Here is a 17,031-nt window from a genome sequence, read left to right as displayed (position 1 = left end):
GATCCACTCGGGTTCATGGAGGTCGCGGTATACCGGTCGTCCTGACGCCGCGACTTCCTTGAACGCGAGTCGATCAAGCAACGGCAGCACTGAGGCCGGCGGCGACGTCCGTGTAAGGATGTTGTGTGAGCTGCGAATCAACAATGTCGTCGGCGGTCGATCCAATCGCCTCCCCTCTCGTAATGGAAGGGGAGGGGATTGTGCTGCGGGACTGGCTCGACGCCGATCTGCCGCACATGCCGGGCCTCTTCGACGCGCCGGACATCGCCGCGAACACCGATATTCCTTGCCCATTCGACGCGGACGCCTTTCTGGTCAGAATCCGGCGGCGCCGTGCCCAGGGCATCGTCGACCTGGCCGTGACGCGCGACGGCGGGGAGCCGCGTGGCCTCGTCGTACTGCACGTGGCGAGCGGGGTGCTGGGGTACGCCATCGGCCCCGCCCACCGCGGCCGAGGCCTGGCGTCACGTTCTCTGCAATTGATGACGACGTTCTGCCACGAAGAACTCGGCTTCACCCGGCTACGGCTGAGCATCATCCAGGGCAATGTGCCCTCGCAGCGGGTCGCTGAGTCCGCCGGATACGTCCGGAGCGACGATGCCGTCGTCGAGAGGACGAATGGGTTGGGGCAGCCGAAGCTGCTCGAAACGTGGCATTGGATCGCTTCCGTGACGTCTGGCTGACAAAGACGGGATACGACACGCACCATCGGGACCGCCTGTGGCTGACGAGTTTGGGACGATGCGCCGGTCGACCTACCGACATCACCCGACTCGAAGGGATCCCCGCGATGGCAAAGGTCATCTCCACGCTGTTCATCTCGACCGACGGTGTGGCCGAGATCGACCCTGACTGGCACTTCCCGTACTTCGACGAGAACATGGGCCGCGCCGTCACCGAGGACTATGACGCCGCCGATGTGCTGCTCATCGGCCGCGAGACGTACGACAGCTTCGCCGGGGCGTGGCCCGGCCGGGAGGCCGCGGGTGGGGACGACGCGCCGTTCGCCAAGCAACTCGGCGACATGCGCAAGGTCGTCGTCTCACGCCAGCCGCTGGAGTTCTCCTGGCGCAACTCCGAGCTGATCAACGGTGGCCTCCTCGACGCTGTCACCGCGCTCAAGGCCGATGCCGGCGTCCGGGGAATCCTCATCCCCGGGTCGATCTCCGTGGTGCAGCAACTGCTCGCCGCGGGCCTGGTCGACGAGCTGCGTCTGCTGGTGCATCCGGTGGCCGCGCGCAAGGGCCGCAAGCTGTTCGACGAGGGCGACGCGGCGTACCACCTGCGACTGCTGGCTTCGGAGGCGTTCCCGACCGGCGTCCTCCGGGTGATCTACGCGCCGGGCACGGCACCGACTCCGGTCGGCTATGAGGAAATCAAGGACCAGGTGCCAGCCGGAAACTAGGGCGCGTTTTCGGGGACGGCCGCCGCGCCGGCCGCTCCCGGGTCCGGGCCACCGGTGCCCGGTGGTACGCCTCGCTGTATTGACCACCACCGATTAATCCCACACTTCGGACCGACATTTAGTGAGGTTCATCGATATTGACGGTGGGCGTTGACGGCGACAGGATCTCGGGCACCACCACCCTGATCCCTCCTGGGAGGCGCCATGACCCGTCCCCGCCTGCCCCGCCTGCGGGCAGCCACCCGGTTGGCCGCACTCGCGCTGGCCACCGCCGGCGTGCTGCTCACCGTCGCCACCCCCGCCAGCGCCGCCGTGCCCACCGGCCGTTACGTCGCGCTGGGCGACTCGTACACAGCAGGTCCGCTGATCCCCACCCAGGTCGACCTCAACTGCCTGCGCTCCAACCGTAACTACCCGTCGCTGGTGGCGGCGTCCGCCGGCTCGTCGTCGTTCGCCGACGTGAGCTGCTCCGGCGCCACCACGGAGGACATCCTCTACGGCGGTAGTGGCCAACTGGGCATCACGTTGCCGCCGCAGCTCAACGCGGTCACGTCGAACACATCGCTGGTGACGGTGCAGATCGGCGGCAACGACATCGGCTTCTCCGGCATCATCGGCGACTGCGCGGAGGCGAGCGTCAGTAGCCCGCTCGGCTCTCCGTGCAAGAACCGGTACACCGCCGGAGGTGTCGACCAGTTGCAGGCGCGGATCGTCGCCGCCACGCCGAAGATCACCGCCGTGCTCCAGGCGGTCCGGCAGGCCGCACCGGGCGCGCGGGTCGTGGTGCTCGGCTATCCGGCGATCCTGCCGGACAGCGGTTACGGCTGCTGGCCGGTCGTTCCGATCGCCTACCAGGACGTGCCGTACCTGCGTGGCGTCGAGAAGTCGCTCAACGCGATGCTGGCCAGCGTCGCGATCGCCAACGGCGCCACCTACGCCGATGTCTACACCCCGTCCATCGGCCGCGACGCGTGCAAGGGCAGCGGCACCCGGTGGGTCGAGGGTCTGGTGCCGCAGAACTCGGCCGCGCCGTTCCACCCCAACGCCCGAGGTGAGCAGGGCATGGCCACCGCCCTGATTGGCAGGCTGAACAGCTGACCGAGCCGTAAACGGCCGAGCCCGCCCCGCCGGCAGCGGCGGGGCGGGCCACTCCTGCCGTGCGCCGCGCGGCGGTGCCCAGACTCGCTGTGCTTGAGATCGGGGAGTCCGGGGTACCGAAAGCTATGCCGAATGTGGGGCAAGTCGTCGGAGACCGTTACCGCCTGGTCGAAAGCATCGCCAGCGGCGGAATGGGTGACGTGTGGCGGGCGGTCGACGAAACCCTCGACCGCTGCGTGGCGGTCAAGATGCTGCAACCTCGGTTGGCTACCGACGGCGGCTTTGGTGAGCGGTTCCGGCGCGAGGCGCGGGCCATGGCAGCTCTGCGTCACCCAGGTGTCGCCCAGGTCTACGACTACGGTGAGGTGTCCCAGTCCGGAGCGCCGGTCCTCGCCTACATCGTGATGGAATGCGTGCAGGGGCAGCCCTTGTCGGAGCGGATCGCCGAGGTCGGCCGGCTGGACGTGGCCGAGACGATGTCGATCGCCGCGCAGGCCGCCCGTGCCCTGCAGGCCGCGCATGACGCCGGTGTCGTCCACCGTGACGTCAAACCCAGCAATCTGATCATCGAGCCGGACGGACACGCCGTACTCGTCGATTTCGGTGTCGCGGTGACGCGGGAAGCGACGAGCCTGACCGCAGCGAACCAGATCGTCGGCACCGCCCTGTACATGGCACCCGAGCAGGTTGCGAAGAACGAGACCACACCGGCGATCGACATCTACGCGCTGGGGGCTGTCGTCTACCACTGCCTCGCCGGGCGGCCGCCGCACCAGGGCGAGAATGCCGTCGCGGTGGCGCTGCGGCATCTCGAAGAGGAACCGTCGCCACTGCCCGAGGACGTTCCGGCCGAGGTCCGGCGTGTGGTCGCCACCGCGATGGCCAAGGAGCCCGCAGACCGCTTTCCGACGGCAGCGGCCATGGCCGGGGCGGCGCAGGCACTCGCGGCCCCGTCCGACCACCTGCTGTCCACCGCGACCGGGGCGACCGAGATCGGGGTGCGGACCGAGGTCACGGATGCCCGGCGGTCGGCCCCCGGTGGCACGGTGAGCCGGGCCGTCACTCCTGGGCCCAGAGCGCTCGCGGTGCTTCTCGGATCGTTGGCCGCCGCAGCCGCCGTCCTGGCGCTCGCCGATCCCATCGGGATCATGCCCGGCCCGGCCGGGCGCCCGTCGACGCCTCCCGCGGTGCCGCCCGCGGTGTCGCCAACGGTGCCGTCGCAGCGGGAACCGGGCCCCGGCGTCGGCGGCGGTGAACCGGCCACCCGCAGTTCTGCGGGTCTGCCGGTCCGAGCGCCCGGCTCCCCGACCCCGACGCCAACCCGGGCCGAGGGGACGGTGGATCTGTCGACGCCGTCCGGTGGAAGCACTACGGATGCGCCTGGTCCCACCGCGTCCGAGAGCGCTCCTGCGGAGCCGACGGAAGCCCCGACGGGTGGAACGACAGTGGCGCCGACCTCGGGGACGACGGAGGACCCCGCGGCGGACCCAACCTCGGACCCGTCGGCGGAGGAACCGTCGGCAGAGGAACCGTCGGCGGAGGAACCGTCGGCGGAGGAACCGTCGGCGGAGGAACCGTCGGCGGAGGAATCGACGGCCGGAGGAGAGACCGCGTTGCCGCGGGCGTAGCGGACGGCGGCGAAGACCACGGTCTTGTGACTGGACCGTGCCGCAAGATCCGCCCTTTGCTCTGCACCCGCGGAAGCGCCATCCAGCTGTAGGCCGGTGGTGCCTCGGCGGGTGCAGAGCAAAGGGCACGTCGAGCGGGGTCGGCCCGTGGCCGCATGGACGCCGAGGCGGACGGGGGTGCCTGCGCAACGCAGACTGGCGTGGCGACCGAGGCCGCCACGCCAGTGGTGCGATGTGTCAGGAACTGATCGAGGTCAACTGGTACGACAGCTGATCGTTGGCCAGTTCCAGTTGCCGTTGGCCATGATCGTTACGCCGAAGTTGTTGCCGTTGCCGTTCGGCGTCGCGGTGACGGTGCCGCTGTTGCCGTTGACGGCGGCGTTCCAACTGTTCTGAATGCTCTGGCCGCCACCGAGGCCGAGGCTGACGACCCAGTTGTTGGTGCCGCTGACCGCGACGTTGAGGTTGAACCGGTCACCCCACTGCTGGCCGGCGGAGATCGTCGCGTTGCAGTTTCCGGTCCCCGGGTTTCCGGTGGGGGGCGGGGTGGTCGGGTTGCCGCCGCCGCTGCCCTCCCGGACGGTGATGTCGGAGCTTCCCTGGCTCTGGTAGCCCTCGGTGGCCATGACCTGGTAGCTGTGGTTGGTGCCGAGGTTCAGGCCGGCCCGGGCCCAGGCGTCGAAGTGGTTGGCGGTGGTGATGGTGCCACTCGAGCGCTTCTGCTGGCGGACGCTCCAGAACTGGTAGAACGTCTGGTTGCCGTCGATCGACGGGGCGTTGACCCGCTGGCTGCGGAGGATGTCGTAGGTGCCGCCGTCAGTGGTGACCGTGCCCATCCGGGTGGCGCCGCTGCTCGGGTTGTAGCTGCCGAAGTTCTCCACCACGTAGTACTCGATGAGCGGGTTGCGCGTCCATCCGTAGAGGGCGAGGTAGGTGTTGTTGTTACCCGGGTTGTAGCTGCCCGAGTAGGTGACCGTCCGACGGTTGCCGGTGGCCCAGCCCTTGCCGCCGACCCAGTTGTTGGTGCTCCTGTCCCAGCTGCTGGTGTATCGGCCGTCGGCGCGCAGCGTCATGCTGGCGTTGCCGCTGTCCTTCCAGAACGAGAAGTAGTACCCGTTGTGCGTGCCGGTGAGGTTCGACGTGAGGGTCCGGTCGGCCTCGGCGTACGCGTTGGTGGCCGTCATCGTGCCGGCGACGGCCACGACGGCGGCGCATGCGGCGCCCAGGAGCAACCGCATGCGGCCGCGGCCTCTCGGTTTGGTGTGGCTGGTGTCGGTCATGGAACTGTTGCCTCCTCTGACGGCTGGCGGGGGCCAGCGGCGCGGTATGCCTCGGCAGGCTGCCGGTGGTCGGGTAACGGCCACGGCGTCGTACCGCTCGGTGGTGGTGGGCCGGTCGTCCTGCACGACGACCGGAGAAGTGGGTCGTGGTGGTTGGTGCTGACGACAATCGAGCGCCGTCGATGGCGACCGTATTAACCCAGCCGTCGACTTGTCAACAATTTCCGGAAACAGCGTGGCAACACCGCCGTCATCGCCGGAACGGCATCCATCCAGGTCAGTAGTCGATCAGAGTCCAGGGCGGTCACCGCGGCGTCGCAACAGCCGAACATCGGTCGGGATGGGGGCTGCCGGAAGTTCCGGAGACTTTCCGGACCAGGTGTCCCGGCCGTGGCCAGTGGCACGGGCAGACGCTCCCGTTGCCCGAGCCGTCAGCGACGGCGCAGCGCGTTGAGCCTGGCGGCCTGGCGGGTCAGATGGTCGCGTTCGGCGAGGTTGGGGGCCTGCTGGGCGGCCTCGGCGTACAGCCGTGCCGCCGTTGTCGGATCGCCGTCGCGCTCGTGCAGGTACGCCGCCACCGCCGTGTACCGGGGCAGCGCGGCGTCCACCGCCGCGAGCGCCGTCAGGCCGGCCCTGGGGCCGTCGGCCTCACCGACCGCCACCGCGCGGTTGAGTCGGACGACCGGGTTCGCGGTCAGGCACGCGAGTTCGTCGTACCACTCCACGATCTGCACCCAGTCGGTCTCGGCGGCGGTCGGCGCGTCCGCGTGCAGCGCCGCGATGGCCGCCTGGGCCTGGAACTCGCCCAGTTGGTCGCGGGCCAGGGCCGCCTGCAGGATCTCGACGCCCTCGGCGATCGACCGGGTGTCCCAGCGGCTGCGGTCCTGCTCGGCGAGTGGCACCAGGCTGCCGTCGGGCGCGGTCCGGGCGGCGCGCCGGGCGTGGTGCAACAGCATGAGGGCGAGTAGCCCTGCCACCTCGGGGTGGTCGATCGCGGCCGCGAGCTGCCGGGTGAGCCGGATGGCCTCGGCGGCGAGGTCCACGTCACCCGAGTAGCCCTCGTTGAAGACCAGGTAGAGGACGCGCAGCACGGTGGCGACGTCACCGGGTCGGTCGAAGCGCAGCCCGGAGACGGTGCGCTTGGCCCTGCTGATGCGCTGCGCCATGGTCGCCTCGGGCACCAGGTAGGCGTGGGCGATCTGCCGGGTGGTCAACCCGCCGACGGCGCGCAGCGTGAGCGCGACCGCGGACGAGGGCGTCAGCGACGGGTGGGCGCACAGGAAGTAGAGCTGGAGCGTGTCGTCCACCGTGGGAGCGGGCCCTGACGCCGGCTCCTCGTCGACGAGATCCTCCCGCCGACGGCGAGCGGCGTCGGCCCGCGCCGCGTCGAGGAACCGTCGCCACGCCACAGTGGTCAGCCAGCCCTTCGGGTCGCGCGGCGGGTCGGCCGGCCAGACCCGGACCGCCTCGACAAGGGCGTCCTGCACGGCGTCCTCGGCCGCCGCGAAGTCGATTCCGCGGCGGACGAGGATCCCGAGGACGCTCGGCGTGAGGCTGCGCAGCAGCGTCTCGTCCATCGGGGCCGTCACTCCGTGATGGTGGGGGGCTCGCTCAGGAACGGGCGCAGCTCCAGCCACTCGTGGATCGGCTTCCCGCCCGCCCCGGGAGCGGCCGACAGCTCCCCGGCCAGCTCGACGGCCCGGTCGTAGCTGTCGACGTCGATCACCATCCAGCCGGCGATGAGATCCTTGGTCTCGGCGAAGGGACCGTCGGTGACCGGCGGGCGGCCCTCGCCGGCGTACCGGACGAACGTCCCCTCCGGGGCGAGTGCCTGACCGTCGACGAACTCTCCGGTGCCCTCGAGTCGGGCCGCGAAGTCGCGCATGTACTGCATGTGGGCCGAGATCTCCGCCGGGGTCCACTGGTCCATCGGCACGTCGTTGACCGTGGCCGGGGTGCCCCGGTAGTGCTTGAGCAGCAGGTACTTCGCCATCGTGATGCTCCTCGGTGCTGGCTGCGACCCATCGTGGTCACGTTCACTCCGGGGACGAAGCCGGTCGGCACTTCTCGACATGGCTGTCCGATTTTCTTCCTCCCGCAGGTTAACCTCGGGTGAATCGTCCGCCGTCGGGGCACCACGGGCGGCGCAAAACTTGATTCATTCCAAAATAGTGAGCTAGTGTTCGTACCCGTGATGTCCGACTTCGAGGCGCAGCTGCGGGCCGTCTCGTTGCGCGTGACCCGGCCCCGGTTGGCGGTGCTCGCGGCGCTACGTGACCACCCGCACGCCGGCACCGACGCGGTGATCGCGCTGGTCCGCGCGGATCACCCCACGGTCTCCCACCAGGCCGTGTACGACGTGCTGCGCGTGCTCACCGACGCCGGCCTGGTGCGGCGCATCCAACCGGCCGGGGCGACCGCCCGCTACGAGTCCCGGGTCGCGGACAACCACCACCATGTCGTGTGCCGCTCCTGCGGCGCCATCGCCGACGTCGACTGCGCCGTCGGTCACGCCCCCTGTCTCACCGCCTCCGGCGACCACGGTTTCGTGGTCGACGAGGCGGAGGTCGTCTACTGGGGCAGCTGCCCCGACTGCGCGACCGAACGCACGCCCCAGAGATCCGCAAGCTCGGAAGGAAGTACATGAGCGACACCCAGGACAACGGCCCCGTCAGTGCGCAGGGCGTGGACCAGAAGGCAGCTGCCGGCTGCCCGGTCGCGCACGACTCAGTGACCGCGCACGGCAGCGAGAGCGAGAACCCGGCGATCGACTCGCCGACCCCGAAGACCGGCGGTCGTCCCCGCACCAACCGGGACTGGTGGCCCAACCAGCTCGACCTGTCGGTGCTGCACGCCCACTCGTCCAAGGGCAACCCGCTGGGCGAGAACTTCAGCTACGCCAGGGAGTTCGCGAAGCTCGACGTCGAGGCCCTCAAGCGCGACATCGTCGAGGTGCTCACCACCTCGCAGGACTGGTGGCCGGCCGACTTCGGCCACTACGGCGGCCTCATGATCCGGATGAGCTGGCACTCCGCCGGCACGTACCGCATCGAGGACGGTCGCGGTGGCGCGGGCGACGGCGGTCAGCGTTTCGCGCCGCTGAACAGCTGGCCGGACAACGCCAACCTGGACAAGGCCCGCCGGCTGCTCTGGCCGGTCAAGCAGAAGTACGGCCAGAAGATCTCGTGGGCCGACCTGATCGTGCTCGCCGGCAACGTCTCCCTGGAGTCGATGGGCTTCAAGACCTTCGGCTTCGGCTTCGGTCGCGAGGACGTCTGGGAGCCCGAGGAGATCTTCTGGGGTCCGGAGGACACCTGGCTGGGCGACGAGCGCTACGCCTCCGAGAAGGAGATGGCGGCTGGCGTCGGCTCGACCGAGATGGGGCTCATCTACGTCAACCCGGAGGGCCCGCGCGGTAACGCGGACCCGGCCGCCGCGGCGCACTTCATCCGCGAGACCTTCGGCCGGATGGCGATGAACGACGAGGAGACCGTCGCCCTCATCGCCGGTGGTCACACCTTCGGTAAGACCCACGGTGCCGGCGTCGCCGACAACCACGTGGGTCCGGAGCCCGAGGGTGCCCCGCTGGAGGCGCAGGGCCTGGGTTGGTTGAGCACCCACGGCAGCGGCAAGGGCGCCGACACGATCACCAGTGGTCTCGAGGTGACGTGGACCGACGTGCCGACGCAGTGGAGCAACCGCTTCTTCGAGATCCTCTTCGGTTACGAGTGGGAGCTCACCACCAGCCCCGGTGGCGCGAAGCAGTGGGTCGCCAAGGACGCCGAGGCGATCATCCCGGATCCCTTCGACCCGGCGAAGAAGCACCGGCCGACGATGCTCACGACCGACCTGTCGCTGCGCGTCGACCCGGCGTACGAGAAGATCTCCCGCCGCTTCCTGGAGAACCCCGACCAGTTCGCGCTGGCCTTCGCCAAGGCGTGGTACAAGCTGCTGCACCGAGACATGGGCCCGATCGAGCGCTTCCTCGGGCCGTGGGTGGCCGAGCCGCAGCTCTGGCAGGACCCGGTGCCGGCCGTCGACCACGAGCTGGTGGGCGACGCCGACATCGCCGCACTCAAGGCGAAGGTCCTGGAGTCCGGTCTCACTATCGACCAGCTGGTCTCCACGGCCTGGGCCTCTGCCGCGAGCTTCCGGCACACCGACAAGCGCGGCGGCGCCAACGGGGCGCGGATTCGCCTCGAGCCGCAGCGCAGCTGGGAGGTCAACCAGCCCGAGCAGCTGGCCACCGTCCTCGCCACCCTCGAGGGCATCCAGCAGGAGTTCAACGCCGCCGGCGGGGCGGCCATCTCGCTCGCCGACCTGATCGTGCTGGCCGGTTCGGCCGCCGTCGAGAAGGCGGCGCGGGACGCCGGCGTCGAGGTGACAGTGCCGTTCCGGCCGGGCCGCACCGACGCGACCCAGGAGCAGACCGACACCGATTCCTTCCGGGTCATGGAGCCGCGCGCCGACGGTTTCCGCAACTACCTGCGCGTCGGCGAGAAGACCCAGCCGGAGGTGCTGCTCATCGACCGTGCCTACATGCTCAACCTGACCGCACCCGAGATGACCGTCCTCATCGGCGGCCTGCGTTCCCTCGGCGCCAACGTCGGCGGCAGCCAGCACGGTGTGCTCACCGACCGGCCAGGCGTGCTCACTAACGACTTCTTCGCCAACCTGCTCTCTCCGGGCACCCGGTGGAGCGCGTCGAAGTCCGACGAGCACGTGTACGAGATCCGCGACCTGGCCACCGACGAGGTGAAGTGGACCGCCACCGCGGTCGACCTCATCTTCGGGTCCAACTCGCAGCTGCGCGCCCTCGCCGAGGTCTACGCCAGCCAGGACGCCCGTGACAAGTTCGTGGCGGACTTCGTGGCCGCCTGGACCAAGGTCATGGAGCTCGACCGGTTCGATCTCGCCTGACAGGTACCACCGACGAGCCCCGGCCGATCCGCACGTGATCGACCGGGGCTCGTCGCCCTTTGCGTGCCGTTCGACGCGGGACCAGCGCCGTCCACCTTGATGTCACCCCCGGTGCCATTCCCTTCGCGACGAATCCCATGGATGATTTTCCTGTCTCATTGATCAGCTGGCGGACGGGCCCATCCATGGCAAGGTGTTGACCCTGCCCGGGCGGCGGGCGCGGACCTAGTCACGCAGGGAGTCAACGTGGCCCATCCCGACCTGCAGGCCGAGGACGTGGACCAGCACGCCGCAAGCCCTGCGATACCCCAGCAGCGGGTGGTCCCCGCTCGGCGGTCCCGAGCGGGCGTCGCCGACAGCGCCGTCGCCTGGCGACCGCTGCGGATCGCGATGATCGGCCAGAAGGGGATGCCGGCGACCTACGGCGGGATCGAACGGCACGTGGAGGAGATGGCCAGCCGGCTCGCCAGCTACGGCCACGAGGTCACCGTCTACTGCCGCCGGAGCTACGGCGAGACACCCGCCGACGGCTACCGGGGCGTACGGCTGCGCCAGACCCACACGATCGCGAGCAAGCACCTCGACGCCATCGTGCACGCGGCGACCTCGACAGTGGCGGCGATGGCCGCGCGGCCCGACATCGTGCACTACCACGGGCTCGGGCCGGCCCTGGTCGCCCCACTTCCGCGTGCCTTGTCCCGGGCGCGCGTGGTGTTGACCGTGCACGGGCTGGACAACCAGCGGGGCAAGTGGGGGCTCGCCGCGCGGGCGGTGCTGGGCAGCGCCCACTGGTTCAGCGGGTACGTCCCGCACCAGCGGGTGGCGGTCTCCCAGGGGCTCGCCGCCCACTACTCCGACCGGTTCGGCCGTCCCACGACCTACATCCCGAACGGCGTGAATCCGGCCCGACCGGCGCGGACCCGTCAGATCCAGGAACGGTTCGGGCTGACCCCCGGCGGCTATCTGCTGCTGGTCGGTCGGCTGGTGCCGGAGAAGGCGGCCGACCTGCTGATCCGGGCGTTCCGCCGGACCGAGACCCCGATGCGCCTGGCGATCGTCGGCGGGTCGTCGTTCACCGACGACTTCGTGGACCGGCTGCGCCGGGAAGCCGGGGCGGATGACCGGATCGTCTTCACCGGGTTCGCCTACGGCGACCTGCTCGCTGAGCTGTACGCCGGTGCCGCCGGCTTCGTTCAACCGTCCCGGTTGGAGGGACTGCCGTTGACGTTGCTGGAGGCGGCCGCGTACGGGCTGCCGGTGGTCGCCAGCGACATCGCGCCGCACGTCGAGGTGCTCAAGTCCGACACCGTCGGCGGGCGGTTGTTCCGTGACGGCGACGAGGACGACCTGGTCCGGGTGTTGACGTCGCTGCTCGCCGACCTGCCGGCTGAACGGGCCGGTGCCGTGGCGCTGGGCGGGCGGATCACCAACAGGTACAGCTGGGACACCGCCGCCCGTGAGTTGGAGCAGCTCTATCTCCGGCTGGCTCCGGAGCCGGGCCGACGGGCCCGGGCACGACGCACGGAGGCCGCCGACTGACCGGACGGCCTCAGCCGGGGGAGTGTCGGATCAGCCCCCCGGAGGACGGAGCAGTCGGTGCAACGGCCCCTTCTGCCGTCGAGGTGACAGGACTAGATTGAACCGATCTTGTGCCGGGAGGACATCGGTTGGCCGCGCCCGGCAGCGGCCGGGCAGCGCCGATTCAGTTCAGTGGGATCAGTGGAACAACACACGCAGCAGGTCACTCCGCTCATGACCAGGCGGCTCGACCCGACCCGCCTGCTCACCGGCGGAGCGGCGCTGGCCGCCGCGGTCGTGGCGGTGGTCGCGGGCGTCTCCATGGCGGCCGGTGATCGCAGGGGCGTGGTGCTGCCGCTCGCGGCGGTCGCGGGGATCGCGGTGGCCGTCCTCGCGCTGACCCGGTTCGCCGGGTACGTGCTGCTGATGCTCGCGGTGCGCTCCTGCGTCGACCTGTTCAAGCTGACCGGTCCCAGCGCCGGCCAGGCCGACTCCGCCGGAACGGCCCGGGCGGTGGACCCCTCCACTCTGCTCGCGGTGCTGTTCCTCCTCGCCGCCGGGCTCTGGCTGGCCGCGCAGCTCAGCCGGCACGGGCGGCTGCGCGGCTCCCCGCTCAGCTGGGCCATGCTGCTCGTCGGCGCCAGCAGCGTGGTCAGCGCCCTCGGTGCCAGCCGGCCGGCGAACAGCCTGTTGGAGGCGCTGCGGATCCTCACCGTGGTGGTGATGTTCGTGGTGCTGGAACAGCTCATGCCGGACACCGCGGCGATCCGCCGGGTCCTGCTCGCCTGCTACGCCTCGCTGGTGCTGGCGCTGGGCTACACCGTCGTGCTGTCGTTGCTCGGTAACCCGCCAGCCGAGGTGAAGGGCGACTTCACCCGGATCAGCGGCACGTTCAGCCAGTCGACCACGTTCGGCCGCTACCTGATGTTCATGGTGATCTTCGGGTTCGCCGTGTACCGCTTCCTGGATCGTCGCCTGCGGGCGTCCCTCGGGGTGCTGCTCGCGCTCTCGCTGCTGTTCCTGCTGCTCACCAACACCCGCAGCGCCCTGCTCGGCGCGGCGATCGGCCTGGTGGTGGTCGCCGCGCTGCACCGCAGCAAGCGGATGCTGGTCACCCTCTGCGTGGTGGCGGTCGCCGGGGTGGCACTGGTGCCCGCCGTCGGCGACCGCTTCGCCCAACTCGGTACGTCGCGCGCGGTCGGCGGAGACCCGACCGGAAACACCCTGGCCTGGCGGATCGGCTACTGGACCGAGATCGTCACGCTCGCCGACCGGAACCCGGTAACCGGCATCGGGCCGAACATGACCCAGCGTGAGACCGACGAGGCGAAGAAGCCGCACAACGACTTCCTGCGGGCGTACGTGGAGACCGGGCTGCTCGGTTTCGGGGCGTACCTGCTGATGCTGTTCGCCTTTCTGCACACCGCCCGGACCGCGCTGCGGCGCGCGCCTCCGGGCAGCTTGGAGCGTGGCGTCGCCGTCGGGTTCACCGGCTGCGCCGCCGCGTTCGTGGCGGTCAGCGCCGCCTCCAACGTCATTTCCAACGTGGTCACCCTCTGGTACTTCGTCGCGTTCGCCGCGGCGGCCAGCGTGATCGCCCGCCAACCGGCTCCGAACCTGACCGGCGAGCAGCCACGAGGCACGTCCGTCCCGGTTTGACTGAACGACAGCATTGGGGAAAAAGTGGAGATCGTCGACTACCTGCGGGTCGCCCGGCGGCGCCTCTGGGTACTCGTGGGCGTGCCGGTGCTCGCCACCGGCGCCGCGGCCGCCATCGTCCTGTTCGCGCCACAACAGTTCAGCGGGACCGCGTACGTGGCGGCGCCGGCGCTGGTGGGCGGCGCGGCCGGGACGCAGTACACCGGTACGCAGGCGGCGAACCAGTTCGTCGCGGCGTTCGGCGCGGCGGTCACCTCGCCCCGCGTCCTCGCCGACGTGGCCGCTGACACCGGGGTGCCGCCGGAGCGGTTGCGTGACGGGCTCGCCATCACCCAGGTCGGCGCGAGCAGCCAGTTGGAGGTGACGTACACCGCCGGCGACCGGGCGACTGTCGCGCCGGTGCTGACCGCGACCACCACCCGGGCGCTGGCCTTCCTCTTCTCCTCCCAGGTCGGCATCGCCACCGGCGAGGTCGAGGCGGCCAACGCCGACGTCACCGCGGCGACCAAGGCGATCGGCGAGTGGGAGAAGACGAACAAGGTCTCCCAGCCGGACCGGATCTACCAGGCCACGCTGGGCGAGCTGACCAGCCTGCGCCAGCAGCAGCTCTCGATGCAGGCGGTCGGCAACAGCCGGGGTGTCGACGCGGCGACCGCCGCGATCACCGCCGCCCAGAAGAAGCTCGACGAGCTGGGGCCGAAGCTCCCCGACTACCAGGCCCTGCTCGCCCAGCGGGACGCGGCGACCAACGCCCTGTCCCAGGCGCGGGAAGGGTTGCAGGCGGCGCGGGCGCAGGCCCAGGCCGCCGATCCGAAGCAGGTGACCAGCATCGGCGAGGCGCACGAGGTGAGCCGGATGACGGAGCTGGTGCGCACCGCCCTGCCAGTGGGCGGTGCGGGTCTGCTGCTCGGGGTGCTGCTGGTGGGCGTACTCGAACTGCTCTCCCGGGGTCGTACCGCCGCCCGGCCGGTGGCCCCGGCGGCGACCACCGCGGCCCCCTCGGCGCCGGCGGAGACCGTGACCGCGGCACGGTCGTGACCGTCGGGAAACGGGCCGCCGGGTGCGCGAGGTGACCGGCCGGTCGTCGGCCGCGCCGGAGGCCGGCGACCAGCAGGTACGCGGCATGGCCCGCGGCGGTGTGCTGAACCTGGGCAGCGCCGTGCTCAGCCAGGTGGCGCTCTTCCTGGTCATGCTGTTGCTGGCCCGGGTCCTGGGTGTACGCGAACTCGGCCGGTACGCCCAGGTCTACGCCGTGCTGTCGCTGCTGGGGCTGCTCTCGCTCTCCGGTTTCCGGGCCGGGCTGACCCGGTTCGTGGCGGTGCACCTCGCCGACGACGAGCCGGCCGCACTCCGGGGCGCGATCCGCCTCGGGATCGGCATCTCGGCCGTGGCGTCCACAGTGATCGCCCTCGGTCTGGCGATCGGCGCGCCGTGGCTCGCCGACGCCCTGCACGACCCGCAGCTCACCACCGGGCTGCGGTTGGCGGCGCTCTGCCTGCCCGCCGCGACCGTCTGCGAGGCCGCGCTCGCGGCCACCCGGGGATGGCGCACGCAACGGGCCTACGCGCTCATCGGCCAGGTCTACGAGCCGGGCGCCCGGCTGGTGCTCACCGCGCTGGCGCTCGCCCTCGGAGCGGGCCTGACCGGCGCGTTCTGGGCGCTGGTGGTGGCGAGCTGGAGCGCGGCCGGACTCGCTCTCGTGGCGCTGGCGCGGATGGTGCGCCGGGTGCCCGCCGCCCGGCCCGCGTACCGGCCGGGCGAGCTGTTCCGGTTCTCCACAGTCAGCTGGGTCTCCTCGCTGTCGTCCACCGGGCTGATCTGGGTGGACGCGTTGCTGCTCGGCTTCTTCGACTACGGTCCCGACGCGATCGGCGTCTACCACGTGGCGACCCGGTTGGTCACGATCGCGGTGTTCGTGCTGGCACCGGTGAACGCCTCGTTCGGTCCGCACCTGGCGCACCTCTACCACCAGGGTCGACTGGACGAGGTCCGCCGGATCTACCGGGTCGCCACCGGTTGGGTGCTCCGGCTGTCGTTGCCGGCCTTCGTGGCGTTGCTGGTCTTCCCGGAGCAGTTGCTGCGGTTGGTCGGCGGGCCGGGTCTGGCCGGTGGTGCGGCGGTGACGGTGGTGCTGGCGCTCGGCCAGCTCGTCAACGCCGCCACCGGGCCCTGCGGGACGCTGCTGAACATGTCCGGCCGGGTCTCGGTCAACATGGTGGACAACCTCGCGGCCCTGCTGCTCAATGTCCTGCTCAACCTCTGGCTCATCCCGGCGTACGGCATTCTCGGCGCGGCGGTGGCCTGGGCGGTGTCGTTGGCGGCGGTGAACGTCGCCCGGGTCTGGCAGGTGCGCGCGCAGGTGCACACCGTGCCGGTGACGGCGGGCATGGTCAAGGGCCTGGTCGCCGCGCTGGTCGCGATGGGCGTCGGGTTCGGTGTGCGGTGGTTGGTCGGGGGCGGGACCGGGCAGCTGGTGGTCGGTCTGGCCGCGATCGTGGCGGCGTACCTCGCCGTGGTGCTCGCCCTCGGGCTCAGTCGGGAGGACGTCATGGTGTTGCGCTCGGTGACCCGCCGAGGTGGTCGACGTGCCCCGGCCGACCCCGCCGACGGTGCCGGTGTGGGCGCCGGCCGCCCCGTGGTCCGTTCGTGACCGGCGTCGCGCGGCGTCAGGTCACCGACCGGCTGCGTCGGGGGGTACGCGCGGCGCGGGCCTGGGGACGCGCGGCCCGGCCGGGAGAGCCCGGCCCGCTGCCCGACTTCCTGGTGATCGGTGGGCAGCGCTGCGGCACCACGTCGCTGTACCACCATCTCGCGGCGCATCCCCAGGTCCTGGTGGCCAGCGGCAAGGAGTTGCAGTACTTCAGCGTCCATCATGGTCGGGGGGTGCGGTGGTACCGGGGGCACTTCCCGCGCCTCGCCCCGGGTGAGCGCACGTTCGAGGCGAGCCCCTACTACCTGTTCCATCCGAGCGTGCCGGCCCGGGTCGCGGCGACCCTGCCGCAGGCCCGCTTCGTCGTCCTGCTGCGCGATCCGGTGCAGCGGGCGTACTCGCACTACCTGCACACCCGCTCGTACGGCTTGGAGCCGCTGTCCTTCGCCGACGCGCTCGACGCGGAGGAGGAGCGGTTGGCCCGGGCAACGCGCGGTGGCCCGGACAGCGCCGCCGCGCACCGGGCGTTGCGTAATTATTCGTACACGGCCCGGGGTCGCTACGCCGAGCAGCTGGACCGGTGGTTCGCGCAGGTCCCGCGGGAGCGGATCCACGTCGCCCGGACCGAAGACCTGCACGCCGACCCGGCCGGCACGTACGGCGACATGCTGCGCTTCCTCGGCCTGCCGCCCTTCACCCCCGATGCGTTCACCCGGCACACCCGTCGCGTCGACCATGGCGTCTCGCAGCTGACCCCGGCCCTGCGGGACCGGCTGGGCGAGTACTTCGCGCCACACAACGCCCGCCTGACCGCCCTGCTCAACTGGCCCGACCCCTGGCCCGGCTAGGGCACGGCGGTCACCGTCGGTCACC

14 protein-coding genes are annotated in these 17,031 nt (G+C 70.8%); 11 read left to right on the top strand and 3 right to left on the bottom strand.

Going from position 1 to position 17,031, the window contains the following annotated elements; genetic code table 11:
• Positions 1–200: 200 nt before the first annotated feature.
• The 4 genes from FB453_RS15405 (at position 201) to FB453_RS15390 (ending at position 4,131) form a co-directional block, all read left to right on the top strand.
• Positions 201–683, top strand: a complete 483-nt coding sequence (locus tag FB453_RS15405; RefSeq protein WP_186718300.1) for a GNAT family N-acetyltransferase — start codon at positions 201–203, stop codon at positions 681–683.
• 107 nt (positions 684–790) lie between these two features.
• Positions 791–1,405, top strand: a complete 615-nt coding sequence (locus FB453_RS15400; protein ID WP_145790850.1) for a dihydrofolate reductase family protein — start codon at positions 791–793, stop codon at positions 1,403–1,405.
• Positions 1,406–1,609: 204 nt separating this feature from the next.
• Entirely contained in the window at positions 1,610–2,503 is an 894-nt protein-coding gene (locus FB453_RS15395; protein WP_145790848.1) for an SGNH/GDSL hydrolase family protein, read from the top strand.
• 134 nt (positions 2,504–2,637) lie between these two features.
• A complete protein-coding gene (locus FB453_RS15390) occupies positions 2,638–4,131 on the top strand; it encodes a serine/threonine-protein kinase (protein WP_486480276.1) in 1,494 nt (497 codons plus the stop codon).
• A gap of 254 nt (positions 4,132–4,385) precedes the next feature.
• Here the strand turns inward: FB453_RS15390 and FB453_RS15385 are convergent, their stop codons facing one another.
• The 3 genes from FB453_RS15385 to FB453_RS15375 all read right to left on the bottom strand — a co-directional run bounded on the left by FB453_RS15385 (position 4,386) and on the right by FB453_RS15375 (position 7,404).
• Positions 4,386–5,411, bottom strand: coding sequence for a glycoside hydrolase family 11 protein (locus FB453_RS15385; protein WP_145790844.1), 1,026 nt, complete (start codon positions 5,409–5,411; stop codon positions 4,386–4,388).
• Positions 5,412–5,842: 431 nt separating this feature from the next.
• A complete protein-coding gene (locus tag FB453_RS15380; RefSeq protein ID WP_145791085.1) occupies positions 5,843–6,988 on the bottom strand; it encodes a DUF6596 domain-containing protein in 1,146 nt (381 codons plus the stop codon).
• 8 nt (positions 6,989–6,996) lie between these two features.
• Positions 6,997–7,404 (bottom strand): YciI family protein, encoded by a 408-nt coding sequence (locus FB453_RS15375; protein WP_145790842.1) that lies wholly within the window; start codon positions 7,402–7,404, stop codon positions 6,997–6,999.
• A 198-nt stretch (positions 7,405–7,602) separates the two neighbouring features.
• On the opposite strand from FB453_RS15375, the gene FB453_RS15370 reads away from it, so the two are divergent.
• The 7 genes from FB453_RS15370 (at position 7,603) to FB453_RS15340 (ending at position 17,006) form a co-directional block, all read left to right on the top strand.
• Positions 7,603–8,058, top strand: a complete 456-nt coding sequence (locus tag FB453_RS15370; protein WP_279616384.1) for a Fur family transcriptional regulator — start codon at positions 7,603–7,605, stop codon at positions 8,056–8,058.
• Complete coding sequence (gene katG, locus FB453_RS15365) at positions 8,055–10,331, top strand: catalase/peroxidase HPI (protein ID WP_145790840.1); 2,277 nt, start codon at positions 8,055–8,057, stop codon at positions 10,329–10,331. The genes FB453_RS15370 and katG overlap by 4 nt, the downstream gene beginning before the upstream one ends.
• Before the next feature lie 246 nt (positions 10,332–10,577).
• Entirely contained in the window at positions 10,578–11,870 is a 1,293-nt protein-coding gene (locus tag FB453_RS15360; protein WP_145790838.1) for a glycosyltransferase family 4 protein, read from the top strand.
• A 180-nt stretch (positions 11,871–12,050) separates the two neighbouring features.
• Entirely contained in the window at positions 12,051–13,508 is a 1,458-nt protein-coding gene (locus tag FB453_RS15355; protein ID WP_145790836.1) for an O-antigen ligase family protein, read from the top strand.
• A gap of 24 nt (positions 13,509–13,532) precedes the next feature.
• A complete protein-coding gene (locus tag FB453_RS15350; protein ID WP_112584457.1) occupies positions 13,533–14,546 on the top strand; it encodes a Wzz/FepE/Etk N-terminal domain-containing protein in 1,014 nt (337 codons plus the stop codon).
• A gap of 22 nt (positions 14,547–14,568) precedes the next feature.
• Entirely contained in the window at positions 14,569–16,158 is a 1,590-nt protein-coding gene (locus FB453_RS15345; RefSeq protein WP_145790834.1) for an oligosaccharide flippase family protein, read from the top strand.
• Complete coding sequence (locus FB453_RS15340) at positions 16,155–17,006, top strand: sulfotransferase (RefSeq protein ID WP_186718298.1); 852 nt, start codon at positions 16,155–16,157, stop codon at positions 17,004–17,006. Before FB453_RS15345 ends, FB453_RS15340 begins: the two co-directional genes overlap by 4 nt.
• Positions 17,007–17,031 lie beyond the last annotated feature (25 nt).

This window comes from Micromonospora sp. CNZ322, from assembly GCF_007827755.1.
Note: the sequence above shows the minus strand (reverse complement) of the source record. Positions and strands in the feature narration are given on the sequence as shown.